Genomic DNA, 17,879 nt, shown 5'->3' with positions numbered 1-17,879 from the left:
GATAATGTTAATAAAAATAGTTTAATAAGATAGAGGTGCAAGCTGCAATAGTAGACTTTCTGGAGGATAGACAATGCCGTTGATAGATGTTGAAAGGGTAACTTGCCGAAGTGATAAATCCATTGTCTCGATTTATTTGCTGGTCTTGCATTGAAAAAATGTAAGATTGTCAGAATCAAATGTAGGGTTCTGGAGGGCTATCTCTTTACTTCCGCAGCATCGGTATGTTCTGAGACAGTTTTCACACTTTGTGAAAAGCTGTCTTTTTTATTGAAGTAAATAAGAAAGCCAAACTTCAAGAAGAGTTTTCTGAATTGAAAAAATGTTTAGTTTAACGTAAGCATTTAAAAAGGAGAGTTGTCTATGCCAAACATTGTAGTGAAGATAGACAGTACAGTAGCAACACCAGAAAAAATTGAGAAAATTGCAGATAGATTAATAGAACAAAAAAACTTAGGGAATAATATCGTTGCAGTTGTCCCGCCTTTGGAAAATTTAGAAGATAGGTTACTGCAATTTTCACAGATCTTATCTGACAATTCTTCCGAAAGAGAACAACATGCATTAAACAGTTTAAATACTCAAGTGGCAAGTAATTTACTAGCCATCTCCCTTATAAAAAAAGGTGTAAAAGCGATTTCTTTAAATGGTTGGCAAGCAGGAATAGAAGTAGCTAAGTCAAATCAAAATGTTTTGATAGCAGGTATCAGTCATGAGCATATAATCGAGCATTTAAGCAATGACGAAATCGTAATTGTTGCAGGCTCACAAGGAGTAGATAAAAACCGAAATATATTAGAAATGGGCGAGGGAGGACCAGAAACTACAGCTGTTGCTATTGGTGCTGCAATTAATGCTGAGCATGTTGAAATCTTAACGGTCCAAGACGGAATTTATACTGCTGATCCTCGTGTTGTAAAACAGGCGAGAAAGTTAAAACAAATAACCTATGATGAGATGTTGGAGCTTGCGAATCTTGGAGCATCCTATATTCACCCACGAGCGGTGGAGTTAGCAAAAATTGTTGAAATACCAATAGTTGTACGTTCAAGTACTGAAAATATAGAAGGTACAATGATAAAGGGAGAGGTTGACATGGAGAGAAATTTAATTGTTCGTGGTGTAGCATATGAAGCAGACATAATTCGATTAACTGTTGGTTACGATTCGTATGAACAATCATCCCTTGCTGATATTTTTACTACTCTTGCTGAACACAAAATTGATGTAGATATTATTGTGCAGGCAGTAATTGATGGTGTGAAGCCAACCGTTTCTTTTTCCATTGCAAAAGAAGATTTTGCAGAAGCAATCAAGGTATTAGAAAAGAATAAAACAGTTCTCGGTTTTAGTTTTGCAGATTTTGAAGTTGGGTTAGCAAAAGTATCAATCGTTGGTGCAGGCATGGTTTCCAATCCGGGTGTAGCTGCACGTATGTTTGACCGGTTAAGGAACGAAAAAATTCTCGTTAAAATGGTGAGTACTTCTGAAATAAAAGTGTCAGTAGTCGTTCCACAAGATGAAATGGTGCGAGCTGCAAATGTCCTGCATGATGAATTCAATCTTATGGAAGTAATAGCTTAAAAAAAGATAAGCCAATTCTTGTAAAGAAATCACTCTTACAGGAGTTGGCTAATTTATCTATTTCGTTTTATACGATTTTTTCTTTCTTATCCCATTTAACTATAAAGGTAATTTGCTGTTGTTTTTCATGTTTTTCATCATAGCATTCGGTTAAGTAGCCATTAATGGATTGTATTTGCTCTGCGATAAATCCTGCTTCAATACGAAAAGAGCGTTCTGTTATTTTTAATAAGTCGACATCATTTGTAAGTTGAAAATTATAGCCATCCTTTTCTTCCTCTGTTAAAGTTAAATTGCCCCAGCCTGCATCCTGGAAAAAGGAGATAATCAGTTGAATATCGGTACATGGAAACTTTCTTGCTAGGTCCTTACCAGCCCAGTAAAGCACATCTTTTTCATGTTTTCCAAGAATCGTTGGGAGTAAGTAGTCGCGCAAAATATCATAACCAAATACTGGAATCGTTTTGTTCTCCATTGATGTCATTTTAAAAATACCTCTTTCTTATTTTTCTCTTTTTAGCCTAAATTAACAAAAAAAAATCGATAACTAGAAAATATTGCTATAAAATAGAATAATTATTATTTAAAAGCTTGTATAAAAAATGGGAAGCTACCTTGACGCTTGTACCACTTGAGAGTACAATGAACATGTCATAATATTGTACCATTATGAAATACACAGTCAATGATGGATCCTTTACAAAATGGTGTCGATATTGTCATGCGTATTTAAAAGTACTGAGGGGGGTAATAGTCTTGTCAAAAAATCATGAGTTTTACTGGAGACGCTTACATTCACTATTAGGAGTAATTCCTGTAGGTCTGTTCTTAGTGTTCCACTTATCACTGAACTTCACTGCTACTGGTGGTGAAGAAGCTTATAACAATTCAACTGGAATGATGGAACTGGTTCCACATTGGCTATTGTTAATTGTTGAATGGATCGTAATTTACATACCAATTTTATTCCATGGTTTATATGGTCTGTATATTGCTTTCACTGCTACACCAAACGTAAAACGCTTCGGCACATTCCGTAACTGGATGTTCGTATTACAACGTTTTACAGGAGTATTCCTTGTAATTTTCATTGCTTGGCACATCTTCCAAACGCGTATTCAAAAAGCACTTGGTGCAGAAGTTGAATTTGACATGATGGCAGAAATCGTTAGCAATCCAGCAATGTTAGTATTCTATATTGTAGGTATCTTATCTGCAACATTCCACTTAGCAAACGGCTTATGGTCATTCCTAGTGAGCTGGGGTATTACACAATCTGCAAGCTCTCAAAAAATTGCAACTTATGTAACAATGATCTTCTTCGTTCTATTAAGTATCGTTGGTGTGGCTGCAATTCTAGCATTCGTATAATTACAATAGTAGTACATCCGAACAGGTTATAGCAAATTAAGAGGAGTGAAGAGTAATCATGGCGAAAAGCAAAATCATCGTCGTAGGTGGCGGTTTAGCCGGTTTAATGGCTACGATGAAAGCTGCCGAAGAAGGCGCTGAAGTTGAATTATTCTCATTAGTTCCCGTAAAACGTTCACACTCCGTATGTGCACAAGGCGGAATTAATGGAGCTGTAAATACAAAAGGTGAAGGGGATTCTCCATGGATCCACTTTGATGATACTGTATATGGTGGGGATTTCTTAGCAAACCAACCACCTGTAAAAGCAATGTGTGATGCTGCTCCTGGTATCATCCACTTATTCGACCGTATGGGTGTTATGTTCAACCGTACTCCAGAAGGTCTAATTGACTTCCGTCGTTTCGGCGGTACATTAATGCACCGTACTGCATTCTCTGGTGCAACAACTGGTCAACAATTACTTTATGCATTGGACGAGCAAGTTCGTCGTTATGAGGTAGATGGATTAGTTACTAAATACGAGCACTGGGAATTCCTTGGAGCTGTTCTTGATGACGAGGGACATTCACGTGGTATCGTAGCACAAGATATGAAAACAGAAGAAATCAGAGCATTCCGTTCTGATGCTGTAATTATGGCAACAGGTGGACCTGGTATCATCTTCGGTAAATCTACAAACTCAATCATTAACACTGGTTCTGCAGCATCAATTGTTTACCAACAAGGTGCAACTTATTCAAACGGCGAAATGATCCAAATTCACCCTACAGCGATTCCTGGAGACGACAAAAACCGTCTAATGTCAGAATCTGCACGTGGTGAAGGTGGTCGTATTTGGACATACAAAGACGGTAAGCCTTGGTACTTCCTAGAAGAAAAATACCCTGCTTACGGTAACTTAGTACCTCGTGATATCGCGACTCGCGAAATCTTCGATGTATGTGTAAACCAAAAATTAGGTGTTAACGGAGAAAACGTTGTATACCTAGATCTTTCACACAAAGATCCACATGAGTTAGATGTTAAACTTGGTGGTATCATCGAAATCTACGAAAAATTCGTAGGGGATGACCCACGTAAATTACCAATGAAAATCTTCCCTGCAGTTCACTACTCAATGGGTGGTTTATGGGTAGATTACGACCAAATGACTGAAATTCCTGGTCTATTTGCTGCTGGTGAATGTGATTATTCACAGCATGGTGCAAACCGTCTTGGAGCGAACTCATTACTTTCAGCGATTTATGGTGGTAGCGTAGCTGGACCAAACGCTGTGAAATATGTTAAAGGCTTAAAGAAACGTGCGGAAGATCTTCCACAATCTATCTTCGACGCTCGCGTTCAAGAAGAACAAGAGAAATGGGATGCTATCCTTAAATTAGATGGAACTGAAAACGCATACTTAATTCACAAAGAGCTTGGTGAATTAATGACTGATAATGTAACAGTAGTACGTTACAATGATCGTCTTGAAGCAACTTACAACAAACTTACAGAATTACTGCAACGTTGGGAAAACATCAATATCAACGACACACAAAAATGGAGTAACCAAGGGGCTCACTTCACTCGTCAGTTGAAAAACATGTTATACCTTGCTCGTGTAATTACTAAAGGCGCACTTTTACGTAACGAATCTCGTGGAGCGCACTACAAACCAGACTTCCCAGAACGTGATGATGAGAACTTCTTAAAAACAACAATGGCGAAGTTCAATCCACAAACTGGTGAACCTGAAATTTCTTATCAAGAAGTAGATGTTTCCCTAATTCCGCCACGTAAACGTGACTATTCTTCATAAACTTAAGGGAGGTCATTAATCATGACAACACCAGTAGAAACTGGAAGAACTGTTAAAATGGAAATCCTTCGTCAAGATACTGAAGGTGGCGCAACTCGTTGGGAAAAATTCGAAGTGCCTTATCGTCCTGGTATGAACGTGATCTCAGCTCTTATGGCAATTCAACAAAACCCTGTTACTTCTGACGGACAAAAAACGTCTCCAGTAACTTGGGACATGAACTGTCTTGAAGAGGTTTGTGGAGCTTGTTCTATGGTTATTAATGGTCGTCCACGTCAATCTTGTTCTACATTAATTGACCAATTAGAACAACCTGTACGTTTAGAGCCAATGAAAACTTTCCCAGTAGTTCGTGACTTACAAGTTGACCGTAGCCGTATGTTCAATGCACTTAAAAAAGTTAAAGCTTGGGTGCCAATCGACGGAAGCTATGATTTAGGTGAAGGTCCTCGTATGCCTGAACGTAAACGTCAATGGGCTTACGAATTATCTAAATGTATGACTTGTGGTGTATGTATGGAAGCATGTCCAAACGTTTCTGAAAAAGCATCATTTATCGGACCAGCTCCATTATCACAAGTACGTTTATTCAACACACACCCAACTGGTGCTATGAATAAAGATGAACGTCTTGCAGAAATTATGGGCGATGGTGGCCTTGCAAACTGTGGTAACTCACAAAACTGTGTTGCTGCATGTCCAAAAGGTATTCCATTAACAGCATCAATTGCAGCACTTAACCGTTCAACAACTGTTCAAATGTTCCGTAATTTCTTCGGTTCAGACAACATGGTTGACTAATATATTATTAGTTTAAAAAGAAGCTATTAGTTTCTTCCTATAGAAAAGGGTATCTAAGTCATTTTGTGACTTTTAGATACCCTTTTTTCGTTGTGTTGCATAAGATAGGACGATATAAAATACTTCATGATTTTTAAAAATTCTTTTTCTGAAATAATTCCTATTCATTTTATTGCAGGAAAATAAAATGTGCATCTTAAAAATTCCTAGTGAGCCTCCTTAGACTTATTTGTACAGGAAAATCATGACGAATTCGCCCTAAATTAATATGACAATCCTCTTTATCCTTCCTTGCTACTTTTGATATAATTTAATGAACCACTATTCATTTTAGAGTGTTTGTTAGTGAAAATATCGACTAACAAAACAAGTGCCAGCTGTAGAAATACAAGTGCTACCATTGGCAGTAGACAACATGGGGAAAATCTACGAAGGCATTTCGAATTCGGGGAATAGGGAGAAAAAAGGGGAAGGGGTTTTTAAGCATGAAGGCAAGTTATATTAATGATCTGCAAAATTGGCAGGAAGAGTTTAAGTTTTTTGTTGAGGTAACAGTCAGATTTTCAGAAACTGATATGTATGGTCACTTGAACAATACAGTTCCTTTTGCATATTTTGAATATGCACGTATTGAATATCTGAAGCATCTCGGTTTCATGGATTGGTCCTCAAGAGATATGACTAAAATCCCTGTTGTAGCAGATTTGCAGTGTGATTATTTAAAACAAGTATACTTTGATGAAACTCTCCGAATCTATGTAAAGGCAGCACGAATTGGAAACTCTTCCATCGACATTCATTACTTAGCGAGAAACACTAATGACGAACCATGTTTTATCGGCAGAGGTACGATTGTTCAAATCGATAAATCTTCGGGTAAAGCCATTCCTTGGGATGAAAAAGAAAAATTAATATTACACGATAAATAGTAAAAATGCCCTCACAGCCTTTCAACTCTTGACATACTTTACATAGAAGAGGAGATAGGAGGGTGTTGCCTTATGAATAGCCCGCAGCATCGTTCACTTTTGACGAAGAGAGAACGGGAAATTTTCCAGTTACTTATCTTAGATTATTCAACTAAAGATATTTCGCAAAAGTTGGGCATTAGCGAGAAAACGGTGCGTAATCATATTTCAAACACGATTCAAAAACTGGGCGTATCCAGTAGATCACAAGCATTAATTGAATTGCTGAGGCTAGAAGAATTATCATTACACTGATTGGATGCTTGCTATTTCGTCTGAAACACTTCAAAATAGAATTAGATATTGATGTCTAGCATATATAGTTTGTTCCGAGTAGTATACACGGACTTCAAAGTCGCTATAGACTGAATTGATTCTTGAGGAGTGTGACTGCACTAAATGAGGAAGGTCGAAAAGCACAGCCATGAAACTGTAGCGTTTTTAGAAAAAGAACTTCGCTTTATTTCACATTTGATTAAACAAAAAGGTAGAGAAATTTTAAGTAATTATACGATAACACCTCCCCAATTTGTGGCGCTTCAATGGTTACATGAAAAAGGCGATATGACAATTGGTGAATTATCGAATAAAATGTATTTAGCTTTTAGTACGACAACGGATTTAGTTGATCGTATGGAAAAAAATGAATTAGTAGTGCGTATTCGTGATGAGCAAGACCGCCGGGTTGTACACATTCATTTACTTCAAGAAGGCGAAAGAATTATCGAAGAAGTAATCGAAAAAAGACAGAATTACTTACAGGACGTGTTAGCAGAATTTGACGAAGCAGAAGTAGAAAGCTTATCAAAACTACTGCACAAACTACATCAACAAATGTTATAGGATTAGAGGCGGTTTTTGTGAATGCCCCGATAGGCGTTATTGATTCAGGCGTTGGCGGCTTAACAGTTGCAAAGCAAATGATGAAATTATTACCAAATGAAACCATTTACTATATTGGTGATACAGCAAGATGTCCGTATGGACCGCGTAACAGACGCGAAGTATTACAGTTTACATGGCAAATGGCTAAAGCATTAGAAAAGATGAAGATTAAAATGCTCGTAGTGGCATGCAATACAGCAACTGCCGTTGCGTTAGAAAGCCTGCAGAAGCATTTATCCATTCCGGTTGTCGGTGTGATTAATGCAGGAGCGCGTGCTGCAGAGAAAAAAACAAAACGTAATGAGATCGTCGTACTTGCAACTGAAGGTACAATAAAAAGTGGAGCATATGAAAATGCTCTACTTTCTTTAAGTACGAAGGCGAAAATAATTCCTCTTGCGTGTCCTACTTTTGTGCCACTTGTAGAAAGTGGTGAATATGAGGGCAAGTTTGCATTCGACTTAATATCAAAAGGATTAAAGCCGCTAGCTGACAAAAAGTTTGATACAGTAATTTTAGGATGTACTCATTATCCAATTATTCAGCACCATATTGAAGAAGTTGTAGGACCGCATGTATCCGTACTCTCATCAGCAGAGGAAACAGCTAAAGAAGTGAAGGACTTGCTGGAATATAACCATGAGCTTTCAACTTCGAAAAGCAAACCACACCATGTATTCTTTACAACTGGTTCAGTACCAATTTTTCAAATGATCGCAAACAATTGGTTGGAGTCCAAGGAATTAGATATACGACGCTTAAAATTATAGCTTTTCATTGGGATCTCTTTTTGAAAATTAAATCTGATATGCAAACTTCATCGAGCTCAAAAGCAGGCGACCCTTGCTTTTGAGTTTTTTTGTGTTTGAATTGTTTGTGTACCAGGTACACAAACAATTCTGAATTTTACAGGGACCTGGTACGCGAAAAATTCCGAATAGTTCGAAGTCCTGGTACAGCACTCGAAAATAGTGATAAATTATGGTAAGATGGGTAGCGCGAAACAACGAGGAGGATATATATGACAAGACATGATGGACGAGGTGTCGAGCAATTACGACAAGTCGCAATTGAAACAAATTATTTAATGCATCCAGAAGGCTCTGTACTCATTCAGGTAGGTGATACAAAGGTTATTTGTACTGCAACTGTAGATGATCGTGTTCCTGGCTTCCTGCGTGGACAAGGCAAAGGCTGGATTACTGCTGAATATTCTATGCTTCCAAGGGCAACGGCAGAACGCACACAACGTGATTCCTCTCGTGGAAAAATAAACGGACGGACAATGGAAATTCAACGCTTAATCGGACGAGCATTACGTGCAATCGTCGATTTAGAGGCGCTAGGGGAAAAAACAATCTGGATTGATTGTGATGTAATTCAAGCAGATGGTGGCACTCGTACAGCTTCTATTACAGGGGCATTTGTGGCTTTAACCCAAGCACTAGCGAAAATTCATGAGGTAAAACCTTTTGCAAAATTTCCAATCGTGGATTATTTAGCAGCAACAAGTGTAGGCTTTGTCGATGAAATTGGTGCTGTATTAGACTTGAACTACATTGAAGATTCTGCTGCAGCGGTTGATATGAACCTAGTAATGACTGGTAGCGGACGCTTTGTTGAAATCCAAGGAACAGGCGAAGAAGCAACATTCTCACGCAGTGAACTAAACGAGTTATTAGATCTAGCAGAAAAGGGAATCCGTGAATTAATCGCAATTCAAAAATCAGCATTGGGCGAGGCTGCTACTTTTATCCAAAATGAACAGGAGGAAGCATAATGAAACAAGTTGTAATCGCAACGAAAAATAAAGGCAAAGCGAAAGATTTCGAAGCCCTTTTTTCTCCATTAGGCTACGAAGTGGTGACGATGTTTGAAGTAGCTCCGGATATGGAAATTGAAGAAACAGGCAAGACTTTTAAAGAAAACGCAATTTTAAAGGCAGAAACCCTTTCTCACAAGCTAGCTAGTTTAGTCATTGCAGATGATAGTGGACTAGCTGTGGATGCCTTAGGCGGCGAACCAGGTGTATATTCTGCCCGTTATGCAGGTGATCATGATGATGAAGCAAACATCGTAAAAGTCCTAGAGAAATTGGCGGGCGTTCCTGAACCGGAACGTACGGCGCGTTTCTGCTGTGCCTTAGCTATTGCGGGTCCAGGCATGGAGACTCATACTGTATTTGGAACGTGTGAAGGCGTTATTTTACATGAAAAACGCGGAACAAACGGATTTGGATATGATCCAATCTTCTTCGTCCCACAGTTGAATCGTGCTATGGCCGAACTAACACCTGAAGAAAAAGGTGCTATTTCTCACCGTGGGAATGCAATACGTAAGCTGGCTGAAGAGCTGCCAAATTTAATGCAGTAAATTGTAAGGCTAACATTGCACATGAGTTTTGGGCTATTGAAGGCAATTGGTAGATTGAGTTTATCAGTTTTAACAAAGTGTCCGATAAATTATAAATTCTGTCCAATAAAATGAAATTAACCAGTCCAGTAACTATGGGGAACTCGGAAAAAATGCCAATTTTCTTAAAGATACTGGACTGCTTTAAAATTGGAGGTGTATGTAGTGAGATTTTTAGTAATAAGTGATACCCACGGCGATGCAGAGGTTATTAAGCGAGTACGTGAAGCGAATCAGGATGTAGATGCCATTATTCATTGTGGAGATAGTGAACTTTCTTTTGATCATCCTTTTTTAGAAGATGTTTGGAAAGTCCGCGGCAATTGCGACCGAGATGAACGATTCCCGGATGAGCAAGTGTTTGAAATAGGAGGGATAAAAGTATTTGTGGCTCATGGGCATTTGCTCAATGTAAAATCGACAATCATGAATTTACTTTATCGGTCAAAAGAAATAGAGGCAAATATCGCCTTTTTCGGACATTCCCACGTATTGGGCGCAGAACTGGTGGATAACATATTATTTGTGAATCCGGGAAGCCTGCTGAAACCACTTGGCATTACTGAAAAAAGTTATGTAATTGTAGAACGTTCGAAGAATACTTGGAATGTCACAGCATATACTGATAAAGGTGAAAAAATGTTTACAAATACTTATGAATTCACCGAGTAATTCTAAATTCGGAAAAATTTATAAGGAAATAAAATATTATTTAACAAATACCGTTGACATTTTCATTATTAAAGCCTATAATAATAATTGTCTTTCAGGTTATTTGCTAACTTGATTGTCCAATGTCTCAGTAGCTCAGCCGGATAGAGCATACGCCTTCTAAGCGTACGGTCGGGGGTTCGAATCCCTCCTGGGACGTATATATAATTATTTTTAGTAAGAATAAGTTAAAAAGAATGCGCTCTGAATCCTTTATATTATTGGGTTTAGAGCGTTTTTTTTATTTTTTAGTGTTCGATTAAATTCGATTGAATTTTGTGCAGTGTTACACAAGAATTACACATTACACACTAGCTTTGCTGAATAAATCCATTGCCAATTTTTCATCTCGTTTTTCCATTTCTTTTAATACATGTGCATAATGATCTAGTGTGGTCTGAATATCTGCGTGACCTAAACGTTTAGAAACTGAGTGAATACTTAAACCTTTATAAAGTAAAATACTCGCGTGAGTGTGTCTCAATCCATGCATTGTGATTGAATCGATATTTAGGTCTGTTAACAATTTCTTTAATACCTTGTTTGCACCTTCATTACTTAACACTTTTACTTTCGATGGTCGATAGAATACCAAATCTTGTGGATGTCTAGGGGAGTCCTCAAATAACCTATGAAATTCCTTCATAACAGATGGATCTATAGCAATTATCCTTTCGGATTGTTGATTTTTCAAATCGTCAAATCCATCTCCATTCTTACCTATACCTTCTTTATAATCAAAAGAGCGTTCAACTTTTATTGTATTGTTTTTAAAATTAAATTTATCAATAGTAAGTCCAACTAGTTCTCCATAACGCATACCTGAAACTAAAGCCAATAAGATTAAGTACAAGGTATTTGTATTCGAGTCATCTAATTTAGATTTTAAAGTACGATATAAACGGAAACTGTCCATATAGTTCAAATGTTTTTCTGCAGCTTTTTTTGCACTTTTGGTAGCAATAAATTCTGCTTTCCTTGTGAAATCTACCGTAATATATCCATCTTCAATTGAATCTTTAACGCAGGAACGAATATGTGTATTTAGTTTACGAACGGTTTCTTTTGATTTACCTCTACCGTATTGATTTAAAAACTCTTGGTATAGATTACGATTGATTTTTTGAATGGGAAGATCTTTAAAATATTCTTTCACTCGCTCTACGGAATTTTGATAACGAGCTAAAGTATTTTTATGTTTACCTTGTTTATATAGATCAACCCACTTTTCGAAATAATCACTAAACGAAATTTCCTGTATTTTAACCTCATTACCTTTCGCTAGTAAATACTCGACTTCTTTTGCGGCTTCAACTGCTTCTTTCTTTGTTCTGAATCCACCTTTTCTAATATGCTTAGGTTTTCCTTCTACATATCGACTAACTGTATATTGATAGGTACTGCCTCTTTTCGTGATACTTGCCATGTTGATTCCTCCCAGAAATAATAGAAAAGAGCCGACTTAATTGTCTGCTCCAATCTTTTATAAATCAACGGTATATCTTACTGCTTTTCCAATTATGGATACCGGATTATCTTCAGTTACGATTATCGCTTCATACTTAGGATTATCAGGAATTAGTAAGATGATATTACCTTGTTTTTTTACTCGTTTCAAAGTTACTTCATTTTCCCCGACAAATCTCACTGCAGCTATTTGTCCATTCTCTACTTCTTCTTGAACTTTAATTAACACATGGCAATTGTCAGGAATTGTTGGTTCCATGCTATCACCTTTTGTTTTAAGGAAGAATAGGTTCCCATTAGGTAGATTATCTGGATATTCGAAACGGTAACTTTCAATATTTTCCTCGGCTAATATGGGATCTCCACAAGCTATCGTTCCAAGGACGGGAATCTTAACAAAATTATTTAATGAATTTGCTTCTTCTTCTGTTTCTAAAAGTGTGACAAGCTCTTCAACATCACCTAAAGATTGTAGTAATTCCCAAAATTCTTCTTCAGTAGAATTATTAATAAGTAAATCTAATTCTTCCTTTTCATCTTCTGTTAACAAGTCGTAATCTACTTCATATTCTTTAACTTTATTTCCTTCGTCATCGATACGGTAAAATTTATTTGAGTGTTTTAGAAGATAATTTACCTTTGCACGTCTTTTTACTTTTTCTTCTAAAGGAGCAAGATGACCTGCTGCTCTCATCATATCGGTGTATGTTACGGAGTCTGCATTTTCAGCTAACTTTCTTATGATAACTGGACTAGGTGCAGTGTGATTTGCCATATTCTTCAGTTTAGAAATATAGGCAGCTGAGACGCCACTGTTTCTTGCATACTCATTTAATGATCTTTTGCCTTGGGCTAACTCTAGTAACTCAGCAAACTTTTTTCTATCAAAAATCTTAAAAACCTCCTCTCCAATTTATATTATAACTTATATCGTTGACTGCAATCAACGTTGACCAAAATTAATGTTTATAAAAATAAACACTTAACTGTTGACTGTAGTTAATGGTGTGTTGTAAAGTGTTCATTATAGTAAATGATTTTGGAAATTGGAGGTGAAGTAGGAATGTATTTGAATAAAAGTAAATTAATAGAATTAATGAATAGGCAGTTCGAAGGAAAATATAGACAGTTTGCTAGAGCTTTGAATGTTGAAGTTTCGCAACTTCATAGAATAATAAATTCTGATTCGCAAGCAGGAATTATTTTCTTAGGTAAATTGTATAAATATTGCAAATCAAACAAGATACCGTTTGAACAATTTATTTTTTTTTCTTAAATCGTTTACTGTAGTTAATGATTTGAATTGAAAGGAGGATAGATATGCAAAATTTAGAAGTAAATTTAACCATTCCAATTCCTAAAGATATGGTTTTGATTAAAAAAGTTGAACTTGAAGAGATGAAGGAAAAATCTATTAAAGGTCTGTATTGGACAATGAAAGATCTAGAACAAAGAACTGGTAAAAAACACGAATGGGTTAAGGAGAATATTCTTTTTCCAACCAAATTTAAGAAGCAGTTGGATGTTGTTAACGGCGGATTCGTCTACTATCCGACAAAATCGGGTGAAAAATGGGTGTTCCAAGCTTCTAAAATGGCTAAGTTTTTGGATGATAACTTTCACATGATTTTTGGAAAGGGTTGACTTAATGAGTAAGTATGAAACATCAGATTACATTGCATTTGTCGTCGCTTTCGTATTAATTGCAGCAAATGTGTTTACAATTTTCTTTTAGTCCGAGTCTATTAATCATTTAAAAATAATTTGAAAGTTAAGGGGGGATTTTATGAAAGAAATACAAACATTCAATTTTGAAAGTAACAATATAAGAGTTTTAGAAATTAACAATCAACCATTTTTCGTGGGTAAAGAAATTGCTTGTATTCTTGGTTATCAAAATACACCTAAAGCAATTCGTGATCATGTTGATGACGAGGACAAGCTGACAGAACGAATCGTTCTATCAGGTCAGAGGAGAGAAGTGATAGTAATAAACGAATCAGGTCTCTACAGTTTAATCCTCTCATCGAAATTAGAATCTGCAAAAAGATTCAAACGATGGGTAACTAGTGAAGTTTTACCTTCAATCCGAAAACACGGCGCATACATGACACCTGACACAATAGAAAAAGTGCTTACTGATCCAGACACTATTATCCATATTGCTACTCAATTGAAAGAGGAACGTGAAAAACGAAAAGCAACTGAATTAGTTTTGGAAGAACAGAAACCAAAAGTGATATTTGCAGATTCCGTAGCAGCTAGTAAAACAACAATTTTAGTAGGTGAACTAGCGAAAATAATAAAACAAAATGGCTTCAATATTGGGCCTAAACGGTTGTTTGAATGGCTTAGAGATAATGGCTATCTAATCAAGCGAAAAGGTACGGACTATAACATGCCGACCCAATACAGTATGGAGTTGAACTTATTTGAAATTAAAGAAACATCTATTACTCATTCAGATGGTCACATTTCGATAAGTAAAACGCCAAAAGTAACTGGGAAGGGACAAGTATATTTCATCAATAAATTTCTTAAGGATGACGAAAGTGCATGAATATCTCCAAGGTAAATAATGAAATTCATCGTGAAAAAGCGTGTTATGAGGACATGCTTACGTACGCAAGAGTCTTTGCGGAATGTGAGAATTGGGAAGGAGCCATACGGTCATTGCAAGACGCACAAAAATCAATTGAAAGTATGCGTAATTTAACAAATTGCAAACTAGAAATAACTGAAAAATTTGAAAAGAATTCATTTTTGAAACGAATTACTAAAGAGATTAAACGTTTTTTTCTAGGTTAAGAGATTAAAAGTTTAAGTTTGAAAGAAGGGATGAAAAATGACTGGAGAACAAAAAACAACTGTTTCAGCTCAGGAATTGTTGAACGAAAAGAATCTTAAGTATTTATATTCTCAGTTGAACAAAACTGATAGAGAGATAGCTGAGTTTTTAGAAATTGATCGTACCTATATAACAAAAGCTAGAAGAACGTTAGGAATTAATACTCGAATTGGTGCTGGAAGAATCGGTGAATTGAAGGCAATTAAAATCTTGCGTTCATTAGGTTTCAAGGTTAAAGATTTGAACTTAAAAAACAAATTAAGCTCTTTTGATTTGTTGGTTGATGATTTTATTCGTATCGAAATTAAATCGTCAAACATCAATAAGGTGGACAAGCGTTATCGATTTTCTTTATCAGAACAGGCTAAACGACAATGCATTGAAAGTGATGAAAGAATTGTGCTGCCGAGCGGCCGAACGAAGAAAGTATTTTCAAAGACTTGTGATTTTATAATATTTGTTTGCATCGGTTCTAAGGAAGATACATTTTATGTCATGCCTTCGGATTTTCTAGCGGAAAACATGAACATGGTGACAATCACAAGAAGTTCAAGAGTGTATGAGAAATTCAAAAATAATTGGGACTTATTAAGGAAGGAAGGGAACATTTCATGAAATCAACAGGCATTGTAAGAAAAGTAGATGAGTTAGGGCGCGTGGTAATTCCTAAAGAACTACGCAGAGTTTTAAACATTAACGAAAAAGATCCGTTAGAAATTTTTGTAGAGGGAGACAAAATCATTCTTAAGAAATACCAACCTAACATGGCTTGTGCCGTAACTGGTGAAGTCTCCGAATCTAATATGAAGTTACTAGATGGGAAGTTAATTCTAAGTGAAACTGGCGCAAAAACGCTCTTAAGTGCCTTGCAAAATGAAATTAAATAAAGGAAGAACTTTAAGCAGAGGTTCTTATACAACAAAAAAATCGCAAGCTACTGGCATAGCTTACGACTACTTTATCAAAATCATTTTTCAAAATTATATCACAGGAGGGCAAGTAAATGAAACAAGTACAGTTACTTTCATTAGAACTAACTAATTTTAAGGGTATTAAATCTTTCAAATTAGAAGCGAACGGAGAAAACGTTAAAGTCTTTGGAGATAACGCTAAAGGCAAAACGACACTCTTTGATTCATTTATTTGGTTGCTGTTTGATAAAGATTCACAAAACAAAAAGGATTTTGCAATTAAGACATTATCTGCAGCTGGAGAAGAAATGCATAATCTTGAGCACACGGTTGAAGGCGTGTTCCTGATAGAAAGTGTAAAAACTTCATTTAAAAAAGTATATAAAGAAAAATGGACGAAAAAGCGTGGTTCTGCAACTGCTGACTTTACTGGACACACAACAGATTACGAAGTCGATGGTGTACCAATTAACAAAAAAGAATATACAGCGAAAGTTGCTGGAATCATTGATGAAGATGTTTTCAAACTTCTAACAAGCCCAACGTACTTTAATGAGCAACTAGATTGGAAGAAACGTAGATCATTGCTCTTAGAAATCGCGGGTGATGTATCAGACGAGGATGTTATCAACTCGAAGAAAGAGCTAGCGAAGCTAAATGATTTCCTTTCTGGCAAGTCCATTGAAGATATGAAGAAAATCATCGCAAGTCGTAAAAAACACATCAATGATGAACTTGAAAAAATACCGGTTCGTATTGATGAAATTAACAAAATGACACCGGAGTTAACAGTGGATGTTGAAGCAATAAATTCGCAAGTGACTCAATTAGAAACTGAAATGGATGAACTAAAAACTCAAAAGTTAAATATTAAAAATGGCGCTGCTGTTCTGGAAATGAAAAAACAACTTCAAGAACTACAAATGCAATTAACTGATCTAAAACGCTCATTTGAATCTGAGAGCAAACAAGAAGTGTACAAGCTTCAAGCTCGTTTACAAGAGTGCCAAGGGAACCTCCAGATTGTGCAAAGTAAGTTAACTCAAAATACAAACCTTGTTCAGATGAAAGAAAGAGAAATGAGCTCATTTACTGGACAAATAAATAATTTAGAAAATGAGATGGCTAGATTACGTGCTGAATGGACAGAAATTAACTCACTACAATTCACCTATGAAGATAATTGTGAATGTCCAACTTGTAAACAATCCTTACCAATTGAGCAGGTGCAACAAGCTCGTGATGAAGCAATCGCGCGATTTAACGAAGAAAAATCTATTAAGTTAAAGAACATCAGTGAAGTTGGCAACAGACATAAAGAAGAAAAAGCAAAGTTATTAAGTGCTCATAACGATTTAAATAACGAAGTATTCAGCTTTAATACGACAAGTGATTCTATCAAGGAAGTAATCGAACAAAAGCAAAAGGAACTGGAAAAGGCTAAAGAACAACTTGAAATAGCTCAGAACAGTGTTCCAGATGTTACTCAATCTCCCGAATATCAAACTATTAGTAATCAAATAGAAGGAATAAAGGCTGAGATTGATAGCTTACAAAACCACGCTTTAGAAGCCATGGACGATATAAATGTGAATATTCGAGATCTTGAAGGGAAACAAAGTGAATTAAATACTCAATTAGCTCAATTCGCAAACATCAAAGCTAACCAAAAGAGAGTGGCCGAGCTTGAAGAACAACAACAACAGTTAGCAGAAGAGTACGAAAAACTAGAGCATCAATCATTCTTAATTGAAGAATTCATTCGTACTAAGGTCGACATGCTGAATGAACGTATAAACTCTAAATTCAAATATGCTCGTTTCAAGCTTTTTGATACTCAAATAAACGGTGGGCTAGCTGAGACATGTGAGACTTTATTTAACGGAGTTCCATACGGTTCAGGGTTAAATAATGCAGCTAAGATAAATGTCGGTTTAGACATCATTAATACTTTGTCAGAGCACTATGGTTTAACTGCTCCAATATTTATAGATAATGCTGAAGCTGTAACCAAGTTTATCGATACAAATTCTCAACTTATTAGTTTAGTAGTGTCGGAGAAAGATCAAGAATTAAGAGTTGAAATAAATCCATTAAAACTTAAGGAGGCTATCTAA

General features: G+C 36.3%; 20 protein-coding genes, 1 tRNA gene and 1 riboswitch. Of the genes, 18 read left to right on the top strand and 3 right to left on the bottom strand.

The annotated features are described in order from the left end of the window. Window positions 1-22: 22 nt before the first annotated feature. A riboswitch (Lysine riboswitch) is annotated at window positions 23-208 on the top strand. Window positions 209-363: 155 nt separating this feature from the next. After that, window positions 364-1,584, top strand: a complete 1,221-nt coding sequence (locus tag C1N55_RS13730) for an aspartate kinase (RefSeq protein ID WP_137729362.1) — start codon at window positions 364-366, stop codon at window positions 1,582-1,584. 67 nt (window positions 1,585-1,651) lie between these two features. On the opposite strand, the gene C1N55_RS13725 is transcribed toward C1N55_RS13730, so the two are convergent. Further along, window positions 1,652-2,068 carry a YslB family protein gene (locus tag C1N55_RS13725; RefSeq protein ID WP_137729361.1) on the bottom strand — a complete coding sequence of 139 codons (417 nt, stop codon included), beginning with the start codon at window positions 2,066-2,068 and terminating at the stop codon, window positions 1,652-1,654. 272 nt (window positions 2,069-2,340) lie between these two features. On the opposite strand from C1N55_RS13725, the gene C1N55_RS13720 reads away from it, so the two are divergent. From C1N55_RS13720 to C1N55_RS13670, 11 genes are all read left to right on the top strand, one after another. Beyond that, window positions 2,341-2,955, top strand: coding sequence for a succinate dehydrogenase cytochrome b558 subunit (locus C1N55_RS13720; protein WP_137729360.1), 615 nt, complete (start codon window positions 2,341-2,343; stop codon window positions 2,953-2,955). Between the two features lie 58 nt (window positions 2,956-3,013). After that, complete coding sequence (gene sdhA, locus C1N55_RS13715; RefSeq protein ID WP_137729359.1) at window positions 3,014-4,759, top strand: succinate dehydrogenase flavoprotein subunit; 1,746 nt, start codon at window positions 3,014-3,016, stop codon at window positions 4,757-4,759. A gap of 21 nt (window positions 4,760-4,780) precedes the next feature. Beyond that, window positions 4,781-5,560, top strand: coding sequence for a succinate dehydrogenase iron-sulfur subunit (gene sdhB / locus C1N55_RS13710; protein WP_137729358.1), 780 nt, complete (start codon window positions 4,781-4,783; stop codon window positions 5,558-5,560). Window positions 5,561-6,045: 485 nt separating this feature from the next. Further along, complete coding sequence (locus C1N55_RS13705; RefSeq protein ID WP_137729357.1) at window positions 6,046-6,489, top strand: acyl-CoA thioesterase; 444 nt, start codon at window positions 6,046-6,048, stop codon at window positions 6,487-6,489. Window positions 6,490-6,561: 72 nt separating this feature from the next. Continuing rightward, entirely contained in the window at window positions 6,562-6,783 is a 222-nt protein-coding gene (locus C1N55_RS13700) for a helix-turn-helix domain-containing protein (RefSeq protein WP_036198757.1), read from the top strand. Window positions 6,784-6,927: 144 nt separating this feature from the next. After that, window positions 6,928-7,371: a MarR family winged helix-turn-helix transcriptional regulator gene (locus tag C1N55_RS13695; RefSeq protein WP_137729356.1), complete on the top strand. Its 444-nt coding sequence runs from the start codon at window positions 6,928-6,930 to the stop codon at window positions 7,369-7,371. A gap of 17 nt (window positions 7,372-7,388) precedes the next feature. After that, window positions 7,389-8,183 carry a glutamate racemase gene (gene racE / locus C1N55_RS13690; RefSeq protein ID WP_137729355.1) on the top strand — a complete coding sequence of 265 codons (795 nt, stop codon included), beginning with the start codon at window positions 7,389-7,391 and terminating at the stop codon, window positions 8,181-8,183. Between the two features lie 251 nt (window positions 8,184-8,434). Then, window positions 8,435-9,193: a ribonuclease PH gene (gene rph / locus C1N55_RS13685; protein ID WP_137729354.1), complete on the top strand. Its 759-nt coding sequence runs from the start codon at window positions 8,435-8,437 to the stop codon at window positions 9,191-9,193. Continuing rightward, complete coding sequence (locus tag C1N55_RS13680; RefSeq protein ID WP_137729353.1) at window positions 9,193-9,786, top strand: XTP/dITP diphosphatase; 594 nt, start codon at window positions 9,193-9,195, stop codon at window positions 9,784-9,786. Before rph ends, C1N55_RS13680 begins: the two co-directional genes overlap by 1 nt. Window positions 9,787-9,990: 204 nt before the next feature. Next, entirely contained in the window at window positions 9,991-10,497 is a 507-nt protein-coding gene (locus C1N55_RS13675; RefSeq protein ID WP_137729352.1) for a metallophosphoesterase, read from the top strand. A gap of 124 nt (window positions 10,498-10,621) precedes the next feature. Further along, window positions 10,622-10,695 (top strand) — tRNA-Arg (locus C1N55_RS13670). A gap of 145 nt (window positions 10,696-10,840) precedes the next feature. Here the strand turns inward: C1N55_RS13670 and C1N55_RS13665 are convergent. Next, on the bottom strand, window positions 10,841-11,962 hold the full coding sequence (locus C1N55_RS13665) for a site-specific integrase (RefSeq protein ID WP_137729351.1): 1,122 nt from the start codon (window positions 11,960-11,962) through the stop codon (window positions 10,841-10,843). A gap of 57 nt (window positions 11,963-12,019) precedes the next feature. Then, window positions 12,020-12,778: a LexA family protein gene (locus tag C1N55_RS13660; RefSeq protein ID WP_240758300.1), complete on the bottom strand. Its 759-nt coding sequence runs from the start codon at window positions 12,776-12,778 to the stop codon at window positions 12,020-12,022. 545 nt (window positions 12,779-13,323) lie between these two features. On the opposite strand from C1N55_RS13660, the gene C1N55_RS13650 reads away from it, so the two are divergent. The 6 genes from C1N55_RS13650 (at window position 13,324) to C1N55_RS13625 (ending at window position 17,879) form a co-directional block, all read left to right on the top strand. Then, window positions 13,324-13,647 (top strand): DUF771 domain-containing protein, encoded by a 324-nt coding sequence (locus C1N55_RS13650; RefSeq protein WP_137729349.1) that lies wholly within the window; start codon window positions 13,324-13,326, stop codon window positions 13,645-13,647. Window positions 13,648-13,789: 142 nt separating this feature from the next. After that, window positions 13,790-14,563, top strand: a complete 774-nt coding sequence (locus C1N55_RS13645; RefSeq protein ID WP_137729348.1) for a phage antirepressor — start codon at window positions 13,790-13,792, stop codon at window positions 14,561-14,563. Next, complete coding sequence (locus C1N55_RS13640) at window positions 14,560-14,811, top strand: hypothetical protein (RefSeq protein WP_137729347.1); 252 nt, start codon at window positions 14,560-14,562, stop codon at window positions 14,809-14,811. The genes C1N55_RS13645 and C1N55_RS13640 overlap by 4 nt, the downstream gene beginning before the upstream one ends. Window positions 14,812-14,848: 37 nt before the next feature. Continuing rightward, window positions 14,849-15,466: a hypothetical protein gene (locus C1N55_RS13635; RefSeq protein WP_137729346.1), complete on the top strand. Its 618-nt coding sequence runs from the start codon at window positions 14,849-14,851 to the stop codon at window positions 15,464-15,466. Continuing rightward, window positions 15,463-15,738 carry an AbrB/MazE/SpoVT family DNA-binding domain-containing protein gene (locus C1N55_RS13630; protein WP_137729345.1) on the top strand — a complete coding sequence of 92 codons (276 nt, stop codon included), beginning with the start codon at window positions 15,463-15,465 and terminating at the stop codon, window positions 15,736-15,738. Before C1N55_RS13635 ends, C1N55_RS13630 begins: the two co-directional genes overlap by 4 nt. Window positions 15,739-15,854: 116 nt before the next feature. Next, window positions 15,855-17,879: a coiled-coil domain-containing protein gene (locus tag C1N55_RS13625; protein WP_137729344.1), complete on the top strand. Its 2,025-nt coding sequence runs from the start codon at window positions 15,855-15,857 to the stop codon at window positions 17,877-17,879.

Source organism: Lysinibacillus sp. SGAir0095, from assembly GCF_005491425.1.
Lineage (GTDB): Bacteria > Bacillota > Bacilli > Bacillales_A > Planococcaceae > Ureibacillus.
The sequence above is the reverse complement of the archived record's forward strand: the minus strand, read 5'-3'. Positions and strand labels throughout refer to the sequence as shown.